This is a genomic window from Collimonas antrihumi (assembly GCF_018304965.1).
Classification (GTDB): domain Bacteria; phylum Pseudomonadota; class Gammaproteobacteria; order Burkholderiales; family Burkholderiaceae_D; genus Collimonas; species Collimonas antrihumi.
Genome location: NZ_JAGQED010000001.1, coordinates 349,330 through 367,356 on the forward strand (window position 1 = coordinate 349,330; position 18,027 = coordinate 367,356).

At 55.1% G+C, this 18,027-nt stretch carries 18 protein-coding genes and 2 tRNA genes; 15 read left to right on the plus strand and 5 right to left on the minus strand.

From position 1 onward, the window contains the following. Positions 1 to 111 precede the first annotated feature (111 nt). The 7 genes from ftsH to KHU29_RS01600 all read left to right on the plus strand — a co-directional run bounded on the left by ftsH (position 112) and on the right by KHU29_RS01600 (position 7,088). Positions 112 to 1,998, plus strand: a complete 1,887-nt coding sequence (ftsH, locus tag KHU29_RS01570) for an ATP-dependent zinc metalloprotease FtsH (protein ID WP_211450937.1) — start codon at positions 112 to 114, stop codon at positions 1,996 to 1,998. A 155-nt stretch (positions 1,999 to 2,153) separates the two neighbouring features. Then, a complete protein-coding gene (gene folP, locus KHU29_RS01575) occupies positions 2,154 to 2,999 on the plus strand; it encodes a dihydropteroate synthase (RefSeq protein WP_211450938.1) in 846 nt (281 codons plus the stop codon). Between the two features lie 66 nt (positions 3,000 to 3,065). Beyond that, positions 3,066 to 4,403: a phosphoglucosamine mutase gene (glmM, locus tag KHU29_RS01580; protein ID WP_211450939.1), complete on the plus strand. Its 1,338-nt coding sequence runs from the start codon at positions 3,066 to 3,068 to the stop codon at positions 4,401 to 4,403. Between the two features lie 70 nt (positions 4,404 to 4,473). Continuing rightward, a complete protein-coding gene (locus KHU29_RS01585; RefSeq protein WP_211450940.1) occupies positions 4,474 to 5,172 on the plus strand; it encodes a winged helix-turn-helix domain-containing protein in 699 nt (232 codons plus the stop codon). Continuing rightward, the gene (phoR, locus tag KHU29_RS01590) at positions 5,169 to 6,488 is read left to right on the plus strand and encodes a phosphate regulon sensor histidine kinase PhoR (protein ID WP_211450941.1); all 1,320 of its coding nucleotides are present in this window, start codon (positions 5,169 to 5,171) and stop codon (positions 6,486 to 6,488) included. The genes KHU29_RS01585 and phoR overlap by 4 nt, the downstream gene beginning before the upstream one ends. A gap of 332 nt (positions 6,489 to 6,820) precedes the next feature. Then, positions 6,821 to 6,897 (plus strand) — tRNA-Pro (locus KHU29_RS01595). A gap of 114 nt (positions 6,898 to 7,011) precedes the next feature. Next, positions 7,012 to 7,088, plus strand: a tRNA-Arg gene (locus tag KHU29_RS01600). A gap of 426 nt (positions 7,089 to 7,514) precedes the next feature. Here the strand turns inward: KHU29_RS01600 and KHU29_RS01605 are convergent. From KHU29_RS01605 to KHU29_RS01615, 3 genes are all read right to left on the minus strand, one after another. Continuing rightward, positions 7,515 to 8,861 (minus strand): DEAD/DEAH box helicase, encoded by a 1,347-nt coding sequence (locus KHU29_RS01605; RefSeq protein WP_211450942.1) that lies wholly within the window; start codon positions 8,859 to 8,861, stop codon positions 7,515 to 7,517. A gap of 307 nt (positions 8,862 to 9,168) precedes the next feature. Beyond that, on the minus strand, positions 9,169 to 9,627 hold the full coding sequence (locus KHU29_RS01610) for a VOC family protein (RefSeq protein ID WP_211450943.1): 459 nt from the start codon (positions 9,625 to 9,627) through the stop codon (positions 9,169 to 9,171). A 164-nt stretch (positions 9,628 to 9,791) separates the two neighbouring features. Then, positions 9,792 to 10,595 carry an inositol monophosphatase family protein gene (locus KHU29_RS01615; RefSeq protein WP_092351569.1) on the minus strand — a complete coding sequence of 268 codons (804 nt, stop codon included), beginning with the start codon at positions 10,593 to 10,595 and terminating at the stop codon, positions 9,792 to 9,794. Between the two features lie 150 nt (positions 10,596 to 10,745). On the opposite strand from KHU29_RS01615, the gene KHU29_RS01620 reads away from it, so the two are divergent. Beyond that, complete coding sequence (locus tag KHU29_RS01620) at positions 10,746 to 11,522, plus strand: RNA methyltransferase (RefSeq protein ID WP_211450944.1); 777 nt, start codon at positions 10,746 to 10,748, stop codon at positions 11,520 to 11,522. Between the two features lie 27 nt (positions 11,523 to 11,549). Here the strand turns inward: KHU29_RS01620 and lexA are convergent, their stop codons facing one another. Further along, the gene (gene lexA, locus KHU29_RS01625) at positions 11,550 to 12,200 is read right to left on the minus strand and encodes a transcriptional repressor LexA (protein WP_211450945.1); all 651 of its coding nucleotides are present in this window, start codon (positions 12,198 to 12,200) and stop codon (positions 11,550 to 11,552) included. A gap of 371 nt (positions 12,201 to 12,571) precedes the next feature. On the opposite strand from lexA, the gene rpsF reads away from it, so the two are divergent. The 7 genes from rpsF (at position 12,572) to KHU29_RS01660 (ending at position 17,509) form a co-directional block, all read left to right on the plus strand. Then, positions 12,572 to 12,940: a 30S ribosomal protein S6 gene (gene rpsF, locus KHU29_RS01630; RefSeq protein ID WP_038488331.1), complete on the plus strand. Its 369-nt coding sequence runs from the start codon at positions 12,572 to 12,574 to the stop codon at positions 12,938 to 12,940. 62 nt (positions 12,941 to 13,002) lie between these two features. Beyond that, on the plus strand, positions 13,003 to 13,347 hold the full coding sequence (gene priB / locus KHU29_RS01635) for a primosomal replication protein N (protein ID WP_343216015.1): 345 nt from the start codon (positions 13,003 to 13,005) through the stop codon (positions 13,345 to 13,347). Positions 13,348 to 13,380: 33 nt separating this feature from the next. Then, positions 13,381 to 13,665 carry a 30S ribosomal protein S18 gene (rpsR, locus tag KHU29_RS01640; RefSeq protein WP_038488337.1) on the plus strand — a complete coding sequence of 95 codons (285 nt, stop codon included), beginning with the start codon at positions 13,381 to 13,383 and terminating at the stop codon, positions 13,663 to 13,665. A gap of 26 nt (positions 13,666 to 13,691) precedes the next feature. Then, positions 13,692 to 14,144, plus strand: coding sequence for a 50S ribosomal protein L9 (gene rplI / locus KHU29_RS01645; RefSeq protein ID WP_092432494.1), 453 nt, complete (start codon positions 13,692 to 13,694; stop codon positions 14,142 to 14,144). Between the two features lie 130 nt (positions 14,145 to 14,274). Then, positions 14,275 to 15,675 (plus strand): replicative DNA helicase, encoded by a 1,401-nt coding sequence (locus KHU29_RS01650; protein WP_211450946.1) that lies wholly within the window; start codon positions 14,275 to 14,277, stop codon positions 15,673 to 15,675. Positions 15,676 to 15,868: 193 nt separating this feature from the next. Further along, positions 15,869 to 16,495: a DUF47 domain-containing protein gene (locus KHU29_RS01655; protein ID WP_014006461.1), complete on the plus strand. Its 627-nt coding sequence runs from the start codon at positions 15,869 to 15,871 to the stop codon at positions 16,493 to 16,495. Between the two features lie 3 nt (positions 16,496 to 16,498). Beyond that, the gene (locus KHU29_RS01660) at positions 16,499 to 17,509 is read left to right on the plus strand and encodes an inorganic phosphate transporter (protein WP_211450947.1); all 1,011 of its coding nucleotides are present in this window, start codon (positions 16,499 to 16,501) and stop codon (positions 17,507 to 17,509) included. A gap of 110 nt (positions 17,510 to 17,619) precedes the next feature. Here KHU29_RS01660 and tssE read toward each other — a convergent pair whose 3' ends face one another. After that, positions 17,620 to 18,027: a type VI secretion system baseplate subunit TssE gene (gene tssE, locus KHU29_RS01665; protein WP_211450948.1), complete on the minus strand. Its 408-nt coding sequence runs from the start codon at positions 18,025 to 18,027 to the stop codon at positions 17,620 to 17,622.

The window sequence follows — 18,027 nt, forward strand, 5'->3', positions numbered from 1 at the left end:
TGGGTGCGGCCACATATCCAATCTAGCAAGCCGTACCCATTCCGAGTAAAATCTAAGGAATACCTCGAAGCTGTACCTATGTCAGGCGCGCAGCGCGTCCAAGGAGTTCTAGTGAACAACATGTTTTCCAAAGCCGCCATCTGGGTGGTCATCGCCCTGGTGCTTTTCACCGTATTCAAGCAGTTCGATGGGCGAGGACTGGCTAGCGGCGCAGGGCCGATTGCCTATTCCGACCTCATCAGCGAAATACGGTCAGGCCATATCACCGATGCCACGATTGAAGATCGCAGCATTGTTGCCACTACTTCGGACGGCAAGAAAGTCAAGACTGCCATTACATCGCTGGATCGCGGCCTGATCGGCGACCTGGTCAACAACAACGTCAAATTCGAGATCAAGCAGCCGGAAGAGCCATCGTTCCTGCAGCAGATCTTTATTTCATGGTTCCCGATGATCCTGTTGTTGGGAGTCTGGATTTTCTTCATGCGGCAAATGCAGGGCGGCGGCAAGGGCGGGGCATTCTCGTTCGGCAAGTCGAAAGCGCGCATGCTGGATGAGAACAGCAATTCGGTGACCTTTGCCGACGTTGCCGGCTGCGATGAAGCCAAAGAGGAAGTGTCCGAACTGGTCGACTTCCTGCGCGACCCGACCAAATTCCAGAAGCTGGGCGGCCGGATTCCACATGGCGTGCTGATGGTCGGTCCTCCGGGTACTGGTAAAACCTTGCTGGCACGTGCGATTGCCGGCGAAGCCAAAGTACCGTTTTTCACTATTTCCGGTTCCGATTTCGTTGAAATGTTTGTCGGTGTGGGCGCATCGCGGGTACGCGACATGTTCGAAAACGCCAAGAAGCATGCTCCCTGCATTATTTTTATCGATGAAATCGATGCAGTCGGCCGTCATCGTGGCGCTGGCATGGGCGGTGGCAATGACGAACGCGAACAAACGCTGAACCAGATGCTGGTCGAGATGGATGGCTTCGAAGCCAATTCCGGCGTGATCGTGATCGCTGCCACCAATCGTTCCGATGTGCTCGACAAAGCGCTGTTGCGTCCGGGTCGTTTCGACCGCCAGGTGGTGGTTGGCTTGCCGGATATCCGCGGCCGCGAACAGATCCTGAACGTTCACATGCGCAAGGTACCGATTTCCACCGATGTCAAAGCCGACATCCTGGCACGTGGTACACCTGGCTTCTCGGGCGCCGATCTGGCCAACCTGGTCAATGAAGCGGCCCTGTTTGCCGCCCGTCGCGCCAAGCGTCTGGTAGAGATGCAGGATTTCGAGGATGCCAAGGACAAGATCGTCATGGGCCCTGAGCGCAAGTCTGCAGTGATGCGCGAGGAAGAGCGTCGCAATACGGCGTATCACGAATCCGGCCATGCGGTGGTAGCCAAGCTGCTGCCGAAAGCCGATCCGGTGCACAAGGTCACCATCATGCCGCGCGGCTTTGCCCTTGGCCTGACCTGGCAATTGCCTGAGCATGACCGCGTCAATATGTACAAGGACAAGATGCTGGAAGAAATCGCCATCCTGTTCGGCGGCCGTATTTCAGAAGAGATTTTCATGCACCAGATGTCGACCGGCGCTTCGAACGACTTTGAACGCGCCACCAAGCTGGCACGGGCGATGGTTACGCGTTACGGCATGTCTGAGACCCTGGGCACCATGGTCTACGAAGATACCGAGCAGGACGCGTACTTTGGCCGCATGTCAGCCAAGACGGTGTCGGAAGCGACTCAGCAAAAAGTCGATGCCGAGATTCGCAGCATTCTTGATCAGCAATATGCCTTGTCGCGCCGTCTGTTAGAGGAAAACAAGGACAAGGTCGAAGCGATGACCAAGGCCCTGCTGGATTGGGAAACCATCGATGCCGATCAGATCAATGACATCATGGAAGGCCTCGAGCCACGCCTGCCGAAAGCCGGCAGCTCGGTCCGGAAAGCGCCTAGCGACAGTTCGTCCGGCGGCGTCTCGCCGACTGCTACCGCACCGGCCTGATCCGGTCCGGTGCGCCTGCTGCAAGGTCAACAGGCTCTAACGTAGCTTGTGAAACGTAGCTTGTGAAACTTTATAAGCAAGGGTGAGGAGCAATCCTCGCCCTTTTTATTTATCTTCGCGCGTTTTAAATCCATTCTTCAAATCCATTTTTCAATATGCAAGAATATTTCCAATGCGGCCGTTATCGGCTCCCGGTCAATACGCCGCAAGCGCGGCCACTGGTGATGGGCATCCTCAACATCACGCCCGATTCATTTTCCGATGGCGGCCGATTTCAGTCGCTTGAATTTGCCTTGTCACATGCCGAACAAATGATTGCGGACGGCGTCGATATCATCGACATAGGTGGCGAGTCGAGCCGTCCTGGCAGCCCGGCGCTGTCGCTGGAAGAAGAGCTGGACCGGGTCATGCCGGCCATTTACGCTCTGCGCGACTGCGGCAAACCGCTTTCCATCGATACCTACAAGCCGGCCGTAATGCGCGAGGCGCTTGCCGCCGGCGTCGACCTGATCAATGACATCAACGGCTTGCGTGCTCCAGGCGCCTTGGAGGCGGTTGGCGACAGCGACTGCGGCCTGTGCATCATGCACATGCAGGCGGATCCGCCAACCATGCAGATCAAGCCTGAATATCAGGATGTGGTGGCCGAAGTCAGCGCTTTCCTGCAAGAGCGGGTGGCTGTGCTTGAATTGGCCGGGATAGCGCGAAATCGCATCAGCATCGATCCGGGCTTTGGCTTTGGCAAGACCTTGGCGCATAATGTTGCCTTGTTGCAAAGCATGGGCGATATTCAACGTGCGCTGGATTTGCCTTTGCTGGCGGGAATCTCGCGTAAAACCATGCTGGGAGAACTGACCGGCAAACCGGTGGAACGACGCCTCGCGGGCAGCCTTGCGGCGGCTTTGGCGGCGGTTGCGCAGGGTGCTAAGATGGTCCGGGTGCATGACGTGGCCGAGACGGTGGACGCGCTCAAGGTTTGGCAGGCGGCGCAGCGGGCATAACGTAAGCCGTAATGCGCAAGCAGCAATATGGCAGTGATTGACTAGAGAATTTGAATGAAAGCTGAGATGACAAGAAAATATTTTGGTACCGATGGCGTGCGTGGGCGTGTCGGCGTAGCGCCGATTACACCGGATTTTGTGATGAGGCTGGGTTACGCTGCCGGTAAAGTGCTGGCGCAGGCGAAATCAGGCGCTGGCAAGCCGACTGTGCTGATCGGCAAAGATACCCGGGTTTCGGGCTATATGCTGGAAGCTGCATTGGAAGCAGGTTTTGCCGCCGCCGGCGTCGACGTGATGCTGGCCGGGCCGATGCCGACGCCGGCGATTGCCTACCTGACGCGCGCGTTGCGTTTGTCGGCCGGCGTGGTGATTTCAGCATCGCATAATCCGTATGAAGATAACGGTATCAAGTTCTTTTCGGCACAGGGCAACAAATTGCCGGACGCGGTGGAAACCGCGATTGAGGATGCGCTGGAGTTGCCGATGGAGTGCGTGGCCTCCGATAAGCTGGGCAAGGCAAAGCGCCTGGATGACGCTGCCGGACGTTACATCGAATTTTGTAAAAGCACTTTCCCCAACGAGCTCGACTTGCGCGGACTGACCATCGTGGTCGATAGCGCCCATGGCGCGGCCTATCATATTGCGTCGCACGTATTCCATGAACTGGGAGCTGAAGTCATTTCTATCGGCAACCAGCCGAACGGTTTCAATATCAATGCCGGCTTTGGCGCCACTGCGCCGGACGCGCTGGCGCTGGCGGTGCGCTCCAATCATGCAGATATCGGAATTGCCTTGGACGGCGACGCTGATCGCCTGGTAATGGTGGATGCCAGCGGCCGCATTTATAATGGCGACGAGCTGCTATATGTGATGGTCAAGGATCGCTTGAAGACCGGCCCGGTAAAAGGTGCGGTCGGCACCTTGATGACGAATATGGCGCTGGAAGTGGCGTTCCGGAAAATGGGCGTCGAGTTCGCCCGCGCCAACGTCGGCGACCGCTACGTGCTGGAAGTGATGAAAGAACGCGGCTGGAACCTCGGCGGCGAAGGCTCGGGCCATCTTCTGTGCCTGGATAAGCATACTACCGGCGACGGCATCGTATCGGCCTTGCAGGTCTTGTCCGCGCTCAAGCGCGATGGTGAAACGCTGGCGCAACTGACCGCCGATATCGCGCTTTATCCGCAAACCTTGATCAACAAGAAGGTGAGCGCGGGCTTCGACTGGAAAAAAAGTCCGGCGATGGTGGCAGAGAAAGAAGCTGTTGAGCAGGAGCTCGGCGATGACGGGCGCGTGTTGATTCGGGCTTCCGGGACCGAGCCGCTGATACGCGTCATGGTTGAAGCCAAGAATGCCGATCTGGCGCAAACGATGGCGCGCCGGATTGCCGATAAGGTGTCTGCCTGAATGTCCGCCTGAGCGCGCACTTGATTGTCAACTTAATTGTCGACTGCCCACTGAATAGAGTTAATTGCCGATGTCGAAATTTCAAACCCACATTTTGATTGTCGAAGATGAACCCGGCATCGCCGAACTATTGCGGTTCACGCTCGATGACGCCGGCTTTTCCTGCGAGATTGCGTATAGCGCCAATGAGGCGCGGCAAGCGATCACCGGTATCTTGCCCAAGGCTGTGCTGCTCGACTGGATGCTGCCCGATACCTCCGGCCTGGCGTTATTGCAGGAATGGCGCAGCCAGCCGCGTAGCGCCACCTTGCCGGTCATCATGCTGACTGCCAAGGGCATGGATGAGGACAAGGTGCGCGGACTCAATGCCGGCGCCGACGATTACGTTACCAAACCGTTTTCACCCAAGGAGTTGATCGCGCGGATTCAAGCGCTGTTGCGGCGCAAGATACCGGAGCTCGGGCAAAGTCTGCTTAGCCACGGTTTGATTCAGATCGATACCGATCGTTATCAGGTCACCGTCAATAGCCAGGAAATCGAACTGGATCAGGCCGAGTTCAAATTGCTGCGTTTCCTCGTGGCGCATCCGGACCGTATTTTTTCGCGCGCACAATTGCTCGATAAAGTCTGGGGCGATCATACTTTCATCGAAGAGCGCACGGTCGACGTGCACATCATGCGCCTGCGTAAATCGCTTGGCCTTGCTGCCGATTACGTCAAGACCGTGCGCGGCGTCGGCTACAAACTCAACGCCGAGCCCGCAGCGTGACAGGAGCTGTGGCCAGCACCCGCAACGCGCGCGCATTCTGGGTGCCGGCGCTGCTCTGGTTTGGTTTGCTGGCGCTGGTTGCCGTGGCGGTTGCGGCCATTTGCGGCGCCGTCATCGGACTGGTGTTCTTTAGTTTGTCGCTGGCGGTATTGTTGTTCCTGCAGATGTGGTCGCTGTATCAGATCGAGTGTTGGATGGATGCTCCGGTTGGCGCCCGGCGGCCGAAAACCTGGGGCTTATGGGCGCATGCATTCGCCGCGCTGGAAGACATCCGGCTGGAGGATGAACGCTCACGCACCGAGATGGCGGAATGGCTGGCGCGTTTTCGGCAAGCCATGAGTTTGCTGCCGGACGGCGTGGTGATCGTCGACGGCGTGATGCATCTGGAGTGGTGCAACCCGGCGGCGCAAAGCCACCTGGGCCTGGATCTGAAGCGTGACGAGGGGCGCTTGCTGACCAACCTGATACGTTCTCCCGATTTCGTCGATTACATGTTGTCGGGCCGCTTCGAGCAACCACTGCCGTTCATGCATCACGATAGAAAAATTCTGGTGCAACTGATTTCCTTCGAAAGCCGGCGCCAGATCCTGGTCACTCACGATGTGACCCAAAATGAAAAAACGGATACCTTGCGGCGCGATTTCATCGCCAATGCATCGCACGAGCTACGTACTCCGCTGACGGTCATCAACGGCTTTCTGGAGCATGCGCTGAGTAGCGAAATGAGCGAGGAAACCCGCCAGCGCCAGTTGCATCTGATGGCCGAGCAAGGGCAGCGCATGCAACGACTGGTGGCAGACATGCTGACCTTGACCCGTCTCGAATCTCTGGTGCAGCAGCCATCCGGCGATACGGTGCGCATCAAGCCGCTGCTGAACCGCATAGTGGAGGAGGCCAGGGCCTTATCCGGCGGTAAGCACCACATCACTTTGCAAGCGCAGGAAATCGATCTCAAAGGCAATCACGATGAGCTGGAAAGCGCATTTGCCAATCTGCTCTCGAATGCGGTTCGTTATACGCCGGACGGTGGACGCATCGAAGTTGGCTGGGGCATGGAAAACGAGTGTCCAAGTTTGACCGTGATCGATGATGGCATCGGCATTGCAGCGGAACATCTGAGCCGGCTTACCGAACGTTTCTATCGCGTCGACAAAACGCGCTCGCGCGCTACGCAAGGAACCGGGCTCGGCCTGGCGATCGTGAAGCATGTTTTGCTGCGTCATCGAGGTCGCCTTGAAATCACTTCGGAATATGGCAAGGGCAGTCGTTTTAAAGTGATCTTTCAGCGTGCGCAAATAGCGTTGCGGCAGGACTGAGTGAGTTTGGAAATTAGTTTGGAAATAATTCCTAAATAATTTCACAAGCAATTTCAAAAACAATTTTGAAGCGTGATTCGGATAATGCAGCGCGTTTTTTCATTGTTTTGCTGATGTTTTAAGCAGAAGTAAAAGAAGAGATAAATTTTTACGAAAATATGCGATTTTTTCTCGCATATTTTTCTGAAATCTGGTCTAATCCGTCTCTCAAGTTTTTCAGCAGATAAGCTTTTGGCGGTACCGTTATTGGGTTGGTTTTTGCAGCAAAATTTCAAAATTTTCCTGTATAAAAATTTGACAAAAATCGGAATACTGTTTATTATCTTGCTTCTCGGAGTGTAGCGCAGCCCGGTAGCGCACCTGGTTTGGGACCAGGGGGTCCAAGGTTCGAATCCTTGTACTCCGACCAAAAAATAAGCGGGTTGTCTTCGGACAGCCCGTTTTTCATTTGTGGTTGATGAAAATTAATCACGGCACTTGAAGATCTTGCGATCGGAATCAAAGCATCACTTGGCGCATGAATCCGGCCGTAGCTCAACTGGATAGAGCATTCGGCTTCTACCCGAAATGTTGGGGGTTCGATTCCCTCCGGCCGGACCAGTTTTCTGCCTCTCTTCACCGCACTTTCCTGTAGTCAAATTCCATATTTGCAATATTTCGTCTGCGACATAAACATGCTCGCGGATTTCTTCTGTTCGTTTTACTTTTCCGAAATTTTCTCTCATTCAAGTTGGGCGCACGCTTATTGGCTTATTCGCTTATTCGCTGATTCGTCCCGCCAATACCGCGATGTGTTATTGATATTTTTTGACGCGCATCGGCCTCGATAGATTATCGGAGAGCGCTCATCATCGTCTCGACCAGGGGAGGGCTGTGTGACTGAATCCGGGAGGGTTGCATGACGTCTAAATCCGCTGCGGATCGCGTTCATGTCTGGGAAGTGCTGTTGTTGTGCGGGGTATTTGGCGATGCCGCTTGATGCGGCATCGCACTGGTTTTAGCGAAGCTTGGTTTGCTTGATCAATCTTAGCGGCCGCGCCCACCCGAGCGGCGTGGGGCTGCAGGACGTGCTTGCGTCCCGGTGCCGCCGCCGTGGCCACGGGAAGGGCCCTGGCCTGGTTTAACGCCTGGAGCAGCGCCTTGCGAACGTCCGCGTCCGCCACCACCGCCGGCGCCACGATTGCCACCGCCGCCGCCACTACGCAGTTGTATCGGCTGCGCGCGCGCATTAGGATCCGGTTCAAAACCGGCAACCACTTCTTTCGGCAATTCGCGCTTGATCAGCTTCTCGATGTCTTTCAGCATCTGGTGCTCATCCACGCACACCAGCGATACCGCTTCACCGGTGGCGCCGGCGCGGCCGGTGCGGCCGATCCGGTGGACATAGTCTTCCGGCACGTTAGGCAGGTCATAGTTGACCACGTGCGGCAATTGATCGATATCGATGCCACGCGCCGCGATGTCGGTTGCTACCAGCACCTGCAGGCTGCCATCCTTGAACTCGGCCAGCGCGCGGGTGCGCGCCGACTGGCTCTTGTTGCCGTGGATCGCCATGCCGCTGATACCGTCTTTTTCCAGTTGCTCGACCAGCTTGTTGGCGCCGTGCTTGGTGCGGGTAAATACCAGCACTTGCGACCATTGATGGGTCTTGATCAAATGCGCCAGCAGCGGATGCTTGCGATCACGATCGACCGGGTGAATTTTTTGCTGGATTACTTCGACTGTGGAGTTGCGGCGCGCTACTTCGATCATGGCCGGCGAGTTCAGCAAATTGTCGGCGAGGATCTTGATTTCGTCCGAGAAGGTGGCCGAGAACAGCAGATTCTGGCGCTTCTTCGGCAGTACCGCAAGAATCTTCTTGATGTCGCGGATAAAGCCCATGTCCAACATGCGGTCGGCTTCGTCCAGGATCAGGATTTCCACCTGGTTCAGATTGACGGTGCCTTGCTGCATGTGATCCAGCAGGCGGCCCGGGGTGCACACCAGGATATCAACGCCATGCTTGAGCAGCTTGATTTGCGGATTGATGCCGACGCCGCCAAAAATTACGGCGGAGGTCAGCTTCAGATATTTGCCGTAGAGGCGAACGCTTTCTTCGACTTGTGCCGCCAGTTCGCGCGTTGGTGTCAGCACCAGGGCACGGATCGGACGTTGGCTGCCGGTCGGGTTGGTAGCGGAGGTCGACAGGCGATGCAGCACAGGCAAGGTAAAACCGGCGGTCTTGCCGGTACCGGTCTGGGCGCCTGCCAGCAAATCGCCGCCCGCCAATACCGCAGGAATAGCTTGGGTCTGGATCGGGGTAGGGGTAGTGTATCCGTGTTCGGTTACGGCACGAACGATGGCTTCGGACAAGCCGAGTTCAGAAAAAGACATGACAACTCAATAGAATAATATCGGCCTGTCGCCTTTTATAAGGCGCCAGTCGCAGGCAAACGGGATTAGAGGAGATTGGAGCCGTTTCGACTCCCGGGAGGCTGTCAGCCCCCTTAACAGCAGCATTTGACTGGAGAATGTGCTGTGTCGCCGGAGAGTATAACAATGGCGCGCTACAGGCAAGCAATTCCGGTGTGTTATTGGGCCCTGCACATAAAATTGGTATTAGCGATCCGCTTGGTGAGCAAAGCGGATCGCAATAGGGCAAATTAGAGCTGATGCGCCCGGCAAAGGTCGATCAGGCAGCTCATTTCATGGCGGCAGCGGCGCGCTCGCGTATTTCTTCTTCTGAATAATCGGCGATATGCGTGCTTACGGTCCAGACGTGCCCGAAAGGGTCTTTCAAGGTGCCTGAGCGGTCGCCGTAAAACTGGTCTTGCAGTGGCCGCAGCTCGGTTCCGCCGGCGGCGATTGCCTGCGGGTAAAGTGCATTCACATTGTCTACGTATAGTACAATGCTGACGCCGGCTCCGCCCAATGCTTTCGGGCTGCGGATTTCCATCTCCGGGCATTCGTCGGCCAGCATGATGTGGGAATCGCCGATTTTAATTTCTGCGTGTCCGATTCTTTTATCGGGCATTTCCATGCGCAGTACTTCCACTGCGTTGAAGGCTTTTTGATAAAACGCGATGGCCTTGGCGGCGCCGTCTACAACGAGATAAGGGGTGACGGATGAGTAGCCGTCCGGAATTGGTTTGACTGCCATTATTGTTCTCCTGCGTGAGATGGTCGTTGAGAGTGTCCAATTACGCTGATGCGCATGAATTGTAGTCTCTGGCCTACGCAGTTGAAATGACAAAATGAAGAGTTTTTCGCTATCGGCGGCAAGGGGGATTTCCCCCTTGCGCATACCACTAACTAGCGACGAATTTATTTTTTGGCAAACGGTGACAGTAAGCCAACCATTTGCGCAAATACCTTCGGGCTGCCCGCCAGCACGTCACCCTTGTACAAATAATCGGATTCGCCGGTGAAATCGCCGACAATCCCGCCCGATTCGCTGATCAGCAATGAGCCGGCAGCGATATCCCAAGGCTTCAAGCCTTTTTCAAAGAAGCCGTCAAGACGGCCGGCGGCGACATATGCCAGGTCGAGGGCGGCGGCGCCAGGGCGGCGCAGGCCGGCACAGCTTTGCGTCATGATACGGAACATTTTCATGTACTCGTCCATCGCAGGGCCTTCAGTTTCACGGAACGGAAAGCCGGTGCCGATCAGGGCATCGGCAATCTTGTCGCGCTTGCCGACGCGAATCCGCTTTTCATTCAAATAGGCGCCGGAACCTTTGGTGGCGGTGAACAAGTCGTTGCGGGTCGGGTCGTAGACTACGGCCTGGGTGATCTGGCCGCGGTGTTGCAATGCGATCGAGACGCAGTATTGCGGGAAGCCGTGGATGAAATTGGTTGTGCCGTCGAGCGGATCGATGATCCAGACGTTTTCGTTGTCGTCGTGCAGGTTGGCGGAAGCGCCGGATTCTTCGGCCAGGATGGCGTGGTCCGGGTAGGCATTCTTCAATACATCAATGATCGCCGCTTCTGCGGCCTGGTCGACTTCAGTGACAAAATCGTTATGCTGTTTTTTTGTTACTTTCAGCAGATCGAGGTCGAAAGAGGCGCGCGAGATTACCTTGGCGCCGTTACGGGCGGCCTTGATGGCCGTATTGAGCATTGGATGCATGGTCGGGTTCCGTTAAAATGGCGGCACTGTGCCAACCGGGAACAGGACCACCTATATGAATGATAATGAACGAGGCGGACGTTTCAGCTGAGTATTTTGATAAATAAACAACTTTTGGTAAAGAAAGTCCACGTAATGGCGCTATTTTAAATGAATCAGGCAAAAATCGACACGTCTCTTTTCAAGCGCCTGCGCTTTGTGCTGGTTGAGACCAGCAGCCCCGGCAATGTCGGCGCGGCTGCGCGCGCTATAAAAACCATGGGATTTTCCGAGCTGATCCTGGTGAATCCGCGTTTTCCCGATGTGTTGCAGCGTGACGAAGCCGTTGCATTTGCCAGCGGCGCGCAAGACGTTCTTGCAGCAGCGCGGATCGTCGATAGCGTGGAGCAGGCGCTGGAAGGTTGCAACTTTGCCGCGGCGCTGAGCGCCCGTCAGCGCGAATTTTCTCCGCCGTTGACTGCGCCGCGCGCCTTGGCGATCCAGCTCGCCGGCGATGTCAGCCTGAACGCGGCAGTCATATTCGGTAGCGAGCGTTATGGCTTGCCTAACGAGATTGTCGAAAAATGCAATGTGCTGTTGAACATTCCCGCCAACCCAGAGTACTCATCGCTGAATCTGGCGCAGGCGGTGCAGGTGCTGGCTTATGAATGCCGGGTCGCGGCGAGCGAAGAATTGCCGCCGGTAGCTGGCGCGGAAATCGGTTTTCAAGGGAATGCAGCCAGTCTGGCCGATATCGACGGCATGTTTGCGCATCTCGAAAAAGCCTTGGTAGAGATTGAATTTCTCGATCCGGCCAGCCCGAAAAAATTGATGCCGCGCTTGAAGCGTTTGTTTTCGCGTACTCAGCTGGAAACTGAAGAGGTCAATATCTTGCGCGGCATCGCCAGTCAGATATTGACCAAGCGGCGCCGTCTCGATCGATCCTGAATCTGACCTGTCTGGCTCCCCGATCGATCAGGACCAGCTACGCAACAGCCCGACCGCCAATCCTTCCAGCGCGAAATCCTCTTGTTTGGATGTCACGATAATCGGCTCGAAATCAGGATTTTCAGGGAGCAGCTGGATCACGGAACCGGTTTTTTGATAGCGCTTGACCGTGACATCGTCACCCAGGCGGGCCACCACGATCTGGCCGTTGCGGGCGCTGTCGGCTTTTTTTACTGCCAGCAAGTCGCCATCCAGGATGCCGGCGTCACGCATCGACATGCCGCGCACCTTCAATAAATAATCCGGTTTGGCGCTGAACAAGGCGGGGTCGACGTTATAACTGGCCTGGATATGCTCTTGTGCCAGGATCGGCGATCCGGCGGCGACTCGTCCGACCAGCGGCAGGCTGAGTTGCATCAGGGCAGGGTGTGGCAGTGCCAGTTGCGTTCCCTGGTTGCGGTGGACGCTTTCGGTAAGCCGGATTCCGCGCGAGGTGCCGGGCGCGATCACAATGGCACCCTTGCGCGCCAGCGCCTGCAGATGTTCTTCCGCCGCATTGGCCGAGCGAAAGCCCAGTTCGGTGGCGATTTCAGCGCGCGTCGGCGGGAAGCCGGTGTTTTCGATGGCGTCCTTGATCAGATCGAGGATTTGTTGCTGACGTGCGGTCAATTTGATCATGGCGTGTATTTGGCGTAGAAAATGCTGGGTGGTGCTGGAAAAAGCAGCAAAAAAAAGGAGCAAAAAAAGAGCAAGAGCTGCGCTAATGCGCCTGGTTAATGCTGTGCATAACAACAGTCTGTATTTTTGTACAGTATTTGTGCAAATGCAAGACAATTTGATGCATTTAGGCCGCTTCTTAGCTATTCCTTACGTATCCCACACGTATCCCTTACGTATCCTTTAACCACATTCTTGATCCGACTTCGGCCTAAGCATCTGAAAGCGTTGAGTTTTGTTGCAATTGCGAGTACTATTGCTGGTTTTCCTCTTCCCACACTCGTCTTGACGCCGAGGTGGGCGATTCTTCAATCCGTCCAAAAGGAGCTTACATGCGTCATTATGAAATCGTATTTATCGTCCATCCAGATCAAAGCGAGCAAGTGCCTGCAATGATCGAACGCTACAAAGGTATCGTCACCACTCGTGGCGGCACCGTACATCGCGTGGAAGACTGGGGCCGCCGCCAACTGGCATACCTGATCCAGAAACTGGCTAAAGCACATTACGTCTGCCTCAACATCGAGTGCGACAGCGAAACTCTGGCTGAAATCGAAACCGGCTTCAAGTTCAATGATGCAGTATTGCGTCACCTGACCGTCAAGCTGAAGAAGGCCGAAACCGGTCCTTCGCCAATGATGAAGGCTGTGCAGAAGGAAGATGCTGCCAAGAGCCATCGTACTGAAGCACCGGCTGCCTGATTTAACGGCTAGCTACCAGCGTTCATTGCAAAACGATTAAGTTCGCCTTGAGTCCGTCAGGAGTGGATCAACCCAATAACGTGTTTCAACTGGTTGCCGAAGTTGCCGAACGTGAAGTCATACGCTACACCCCGGCAGGCATCCCGATCGTATCTGCGATATTGCAGCACCGCTCGGAACCGATTGAAGCAGGTATCAAACGTTTGATTGAATTCGAAATTGCCGCGCTGGCCGTAGGCGAGATTTCGGGAAGATTCAGCAAGGCGCAATTGGGTAACACATTCTGGTTCACGGGATTCATGGCACGCAAGAGTCGCAACGGTAGAAGCCTGGTATTTCACATCACGGATTTCGCTGCAATAGAAGCAAATGCTTCCTCGGGAAACAAAGCTGAAATTGCAGATTGATTATTAAGCAAAATTTGAATACAGGAGCCAAAAATGGCATTCGGTAAAAAGTTCGATAAAAGCAAACTGAAAAACAAGCGTCAACAACAAAACCCGCTGTTCAAGCGTAAGAAATTCTGCCGTTTCACCGCAGCTCACGTAGCTAGCGTTGACTACAAGGATGTCGACACGCTGAAAGATTTCGTTCAAGAGAACGGCAAGATCATGCCAGCACGTCTGACAGGCACCAAGGCAATCTATCAACGTCAAGTGGACACTGCGATCAAGCGCGCACGTTTCCTGGCGCTGCTGCCATACACCGATCTGCACAACGCTTAATTGACGACTTGAAATAGGAGAAAAACATGCAAGTCATTCTGTTGGAAAAAGTCGTTAATCTCGGCAATCTGGGTGAAGTTGTTCGTGTCAAGGACGGTTACGCACGTAACTTCCTGATTCCACAACGTATGGCACGTCGTGCTACAACGACTGCTATCGCTGAATTCGAAGCGAAACGCGCTGATCTGGAAACAGCCGCCGCTGCGAAGCTGGCGATTGCCCAGGCTCAAGGCGAAAAACTGAACGGCCTGACCGTGCAGATTTCGCAAAAATCGGGTGTTGACGGCCGTTTGTTCGGTTCCGTGACCAACTTCGATATCGCTGAAGCGTTGACCAAGCAAGGTTTCGCAGTTGAAAAAGCGCAAGTGCGTCTGCCTAACGGCCCGCTGAAGATCACAGGCGAGCACGCTGTTGCTGTTGCCTTGCATACCGATGTTGTTGTCGACATCGTTATCGCAGTGATCGGCGAGCACGTCTAAGCACGTTCAATACGCTGCTAGCAAATAGTTGTTGTTGTATTAAAAAAGCCGGGGATTCCCGGCTTTTTTTATGTCCTTTTTTTGGGAAGCAGGGGCAAGACGGATAGTAGAAACAGGTATAATTCGCGCCATGAAAGCACCTTCCAAAGCACCGTCCGATCCACAGCTAGATTCCCTCCGCGTACCACCCCATTCAATCGAAGCAGAGCAGTCCGTTTTAGGCGGATTACTGCTGGATAATGCGGCCTGGGACAAGATCGCCGACTTTGTGAATGCCGACGATTTCTATCGTTACGACCACCGCATCATTTTCCAGCACATGGTCAAGCTGATCAACGGCAGCAAACCGGCTGACGTGATCACTGTCTACGAGTCGCTCAGCGGCACCGGCAAGGCCGAAGAAGTCGGCGGCCTCAGCTATCTCAACGCACTCGCTCAAAACACGCCGTCCGCCGCCAATATCCGCCGCTACGCAGAAATCGTGCGCGACCGCGGCGTATTGCGCAAACTGATTACCGTCGCCGATGAAATTTCCGGCCAGGCTTTCAGCCCGCAAGGCAAGGAAGTCAAGCAAATGCTGGACGAGGCCGAATCCAAGATTTTTGCGATTGCCGAGGAAGGTGCGCGCGGCGCCCAGGGTTTCCAGGAAATCCAGCCTTTGCTGACGCAAGTGGTGGAGCGCATCGACGAGCTCTACAATCGCGACAACCAGAGCGACATCACCGGCGTATCGACCGGCTTCATCGATCTCGACAAAATGACTTCCGGGCTGCAGAAGGGCGATCTGGTCATCGTGGCGGGACGTCCTTCCATGGGTAAGACGGCGTTCTCGGTGAATATCGGCGAAAATGTCGCCATCGAAAGCGGTTTGCCGGTAGCGATTTTTTCGATGGAAATGGGCGGCACCCAGCTCGCCATGCGTATGCTGGGTTCGGTCGGCAAGCTCGATCAACACCGCTTGCGCACCGGCCGCCTGAACGATGAAGACTGGCCGCGCCTGACGCATGCGATCCAGAAGATGAACGATGCCCAGTTATTCATCGATGAAACCCCGGCCCTGAGTTCGATCGAATTGCGCGCACGGGCGCGCCGGCTGTCGCGCCAGTGCGGCACGCTCGGCTTGATCATCATCGACTATTTGCAACTGATGTCGGCCAATAACGCCGGTGAGAACCGGGCTACCGAAATTTCTGAAATCTCGCGTAACCTGAAGGGCCTGGCGAAAGAGCTGCAGTGCCCGGTGATCGCGTTATCGCAGTTGAATCGTTCGCTGGAACAACGCCCTAATAAACGTCCCGTTATGTCCGATTTGCGCGAATCCGGCGCTATCGAGCAGGATGCCGACGTCATCCTGTTTATTTATCGCGACGAGGTGTACAACCCCGATTCGCAGGAAAAGGGCACCGCAGAGATCATCATCGGCAAGCAGCGTAACGGCCCGATCGGCAGCGTGCGGCTGAGCTTCCTCGGTCAATACACCAAATTCGACAATTACGTTGGTAACCTGGACGCGCCGTACGGCGGTGATTAACTGTCGTAGTATTACTTGTTACCTAATCCTCGTTGCGATTTTGTTGCAATAACGCAAAACTAGCAAAGCCTGTTTAGTATTAGCAACCCGAGCCTGATATATTTCAGTTTCGTGACATTTGTTTGCTTTAAATTAAGAAGTACCGTTAGTACCGTAAGTAGATTCAGCTTAACCCTCAGAAGAGAGAATAAACATGTTTGGACGATTGATGCCCACCGAGGGCAAATTCTTTGAGCTCTTTAACCAGCACGCAGAGCTATGCGTCAAGGGCGCCAAAGAAATGGTGGCGTTGATGACTAATTTCGACGATCTGGAAATTCGCGTGCACGCGATCGAAGGCATAGAGAAGCAGGCCGACCAGGTCACGCATCATGCTATCGACATGTTGCACAAGACTTTCATTACGCCTATCGATCGCGATGACATCCATCAGCTGATCACGCGCATGGATGACATTCTGGATTTGCTGGAAGATGCAGCGCAGACCATTTCCCTGTACGACATCAAGGCCATTACGCCAGAAGCAAAACGCCTGGCAGAGTTGTGCCTGGGCTGCGCCGAGAAGGTCAAGGCGGCTGTAGGCCTGCTGCACAATATGGATAACTCGCGTGAAATCCTGGCCATCTGCGTCGAGATCGACCGCCTGGAATCGGATGCCGATCACGTGATGCGCGCCGCCATGTCGAAACTGTTCCGCGACGAGCCCGATGTACGTACCCTGATCAAGCTGAAAGCCATTTACGAACTGCTGGAGACGGTCACCGACCGTTGTGAAGATGTGGCCAACATCATCGAAGGCATTATCGTAGAAAACGCCTGATCCATGCATACTCTTCAAATCAGTATCTACGTTCTCGTATTCCTTATTGCGCTGGCGCTGGTATTCGATTTCATGAACGGCTTCCATGATGCCGCCAATGCTATCGCTACCGTAGTATCCACCGGCGTCCTGAAACCGCAACAGGCGGTTGCCATGGCGGCGCTGTTCAACTTCATCGCGATTGCGGTGTTCCAGCTGCACGTTGCCGCGACGGTGGGCAAAGGCACTATCGATCCTAATGTGGTCGATCATTACGTCGTCTTCGGCGCATTGGTCGGCGCTATCTGCTGGAACATCCTGACCTGGTACTACGGCATCCCGTCGTCATCCTCGCACGCCTTGATCGGCGGCCTGGTCGGCGCTGCCGTGGCCAAGGCCGGCACCGGTTCGCTGATCTCGGCCGGTCTGATCAAGACGATTGCATTTATCGTGTTGTCGCCGCTGCTGGGTTTTGTGTTCGGCTCCATCATGATGGTGCTGGTTTCCTGGATTTTCGTGCGCTCGACGCCGCGCAAGGTCGATAAATGGTTCCGCCGCCTGCAACTGGTATCGGCCTCCATGTATAGCCTTGGCCACGGCGGCAACGATGCGCAAAAGACCATCGGTATCATCTGGATGCTGTTGATTGCGACCGGATTTTCGCAGCAGAGCGATGCACTGCCGCCATGGTGGGTGATTATTTCCTGCTATAGCGCGATCAGCCTGGGTACCTTGTTCGGCGGCTGGCGTATCGTCAAGACCATGGGCCAGAAAATCACCAAGCTGAAACCGGTAGGCGGCTTTTGCGCTGAAACCGGCGGCGCCATCACCTTGTTCCTGGCTACCATGCTGGGTGTGCCGGTCTCGACTACCCACACCATCACCGGCGCCATCGTCGGTGTCGGTGCGGCGCGCCGGGTCTCTGCGGTGCGCTGGGGCGTAGCGGGGAATATCGTTTGGGCCTGGGTGCTGACGATTCCTGCATCGGCCTTCATGGCAGCGATAGCCTGGTGGATCGGCAAGCATATTCTGTAAGCGGATCTATCCGAAAGCAAAACGGGCGATACATAATTAAATATGTATCGCCCGTTTTTATTTTGCGATCTCATGCAAGCCGGCTTTTAATAAAATAGCATTAATGCATCTCACCGCAACTGCAACAAGGTCCGCCCCTCCGGCTCGAAATGCGTGCCGAAGCGGACCAGTCCTCGCTTACGCAGATGGCAGGTCATCATGTAACTGATGACCATGCCAGGATCAGCTGGCAGCACATCGATTTCGATACCCTTGATCCTCGGTTCGTAAATCAGCAAGGTTGCTTCCATCTCTTTCTTGAGCAGGTGAGCGGATGCCGGCAGATTGCGATAGACATTGGTCAGGTCTGGCAGGCCAAAATCGGGGAGGTGCTTGAGCGACCCGGCCCGGGTGTTCAGAATGCGCCGCAAATTCTCCATCACGCTCAGGATTTCCAGCGTTTTATCGTCGTAATCGGCAAGTGGTATGTCACCGATATGTCCGAGCAGCATGTCGTATAAAGACGGTCCGGTTGCCAT

Bases quoted from the DNA above. Each gene is read 5' to 3' on its own strand.
- KHU29_RS01660 (WP_211450947.1), top strand. From the start codon at position 16,499: ATGCATACTCTTCAAATCAGTATCTACGTTCTCGTATTCCTTATTGCG.
- KHU29_RS01610 (WP_211450943.1), bottom strand. From the start codon at position 9,627: ATGGCAGTCAAACCAATTCCGGACGGCTACTCATCCGTCACCCCTTAT.
- KHU29_RS01655 (WP_014006461.1), top strand. From the start codon at position 15,869: ATGTTTGGACGATTGATGCCCACCGAGGGCAAATTCTTTGAGCTCTTT.
- KHU29_RS01650 (WP_211450946.1), top strand. From the start codon at position 14,275: ATGAAAGCACCTTCCAAAGCACCGTCCGATCCACAGCTAGATTCCCTC.
- rpsR (WP_038488337.1), top strand. From the start codon at position 13,381: ATGGCATTCGGTAAAAAGTTCGATAAAAGCAAACTGAAAAACAAGCGT.
- rplI (WP_092432494.1), top strand. From the start codon at position 13,692: ATGCAAGTCATTCTGTTGGAAAAAGTCGTTAATCTCGGCAATCTGGGT.
- KHU29_RS01620 (WP_211450944.1), top strand. From the start codon at position 10,746: ATGAATCAGGCAAAAATCGACACGTCTCTTTTCAAGCGCCTGCGCTTT.
- KHU29_RS01585 (WP_211450940.1), top strand. From the start codon at position 4,474: ATGTCGAAATTTCAAACCCACATTTTGATTGTCGAAGATGAACCCGGC.
- glmM (WP_211450939.1), top strand. From the start codon at position 3,066: ATGACAAGAAAATATTTTGGTACCGATGGCGTGCGTGGGCGTGTCGGC.
- KHU29_RS01605 (WP_211450942.1), bottom strand. From the start codon at position 8,861: ATGTCTTTTTCTGAACTCGGCTTGTCCGAAGCCATCGTTCGTGCCGTA.
- tssE (WP_211450948.1), bottom strand. From the start codon at position 18,027: ATGGCAACCGGACCGTCTTTATACGACATGCTGCTCGGACATATCGGT.
- rpsF (WP_038488331.1), top strand. From the start codon at position 12,572: ATGCGTCATTATGAAATCGTATTTATCGTCCATCCAGATCAAAGCGAG.
- KHU29_RS01615 (WP_092351569.1), bottom strand. From the start codon at position 10,595: ATGCATCCAATGCTCAATACGGCCATCAAGGCCGCCCGTAACGGCGCC.
- folP (WP_211450938.1), top strand. From the start codon at position 2,154: ATGCAAGAATATTTCCAATGCGGCCGTTATCGGCTCCCGGTCAATACG.
- lexA (WP_211450945.1), bottom strand. From the start codon at position 12,200: ATGATCAAATTGACCGCACGTCAGCAACAAATCCTCGATCTGATCAAG.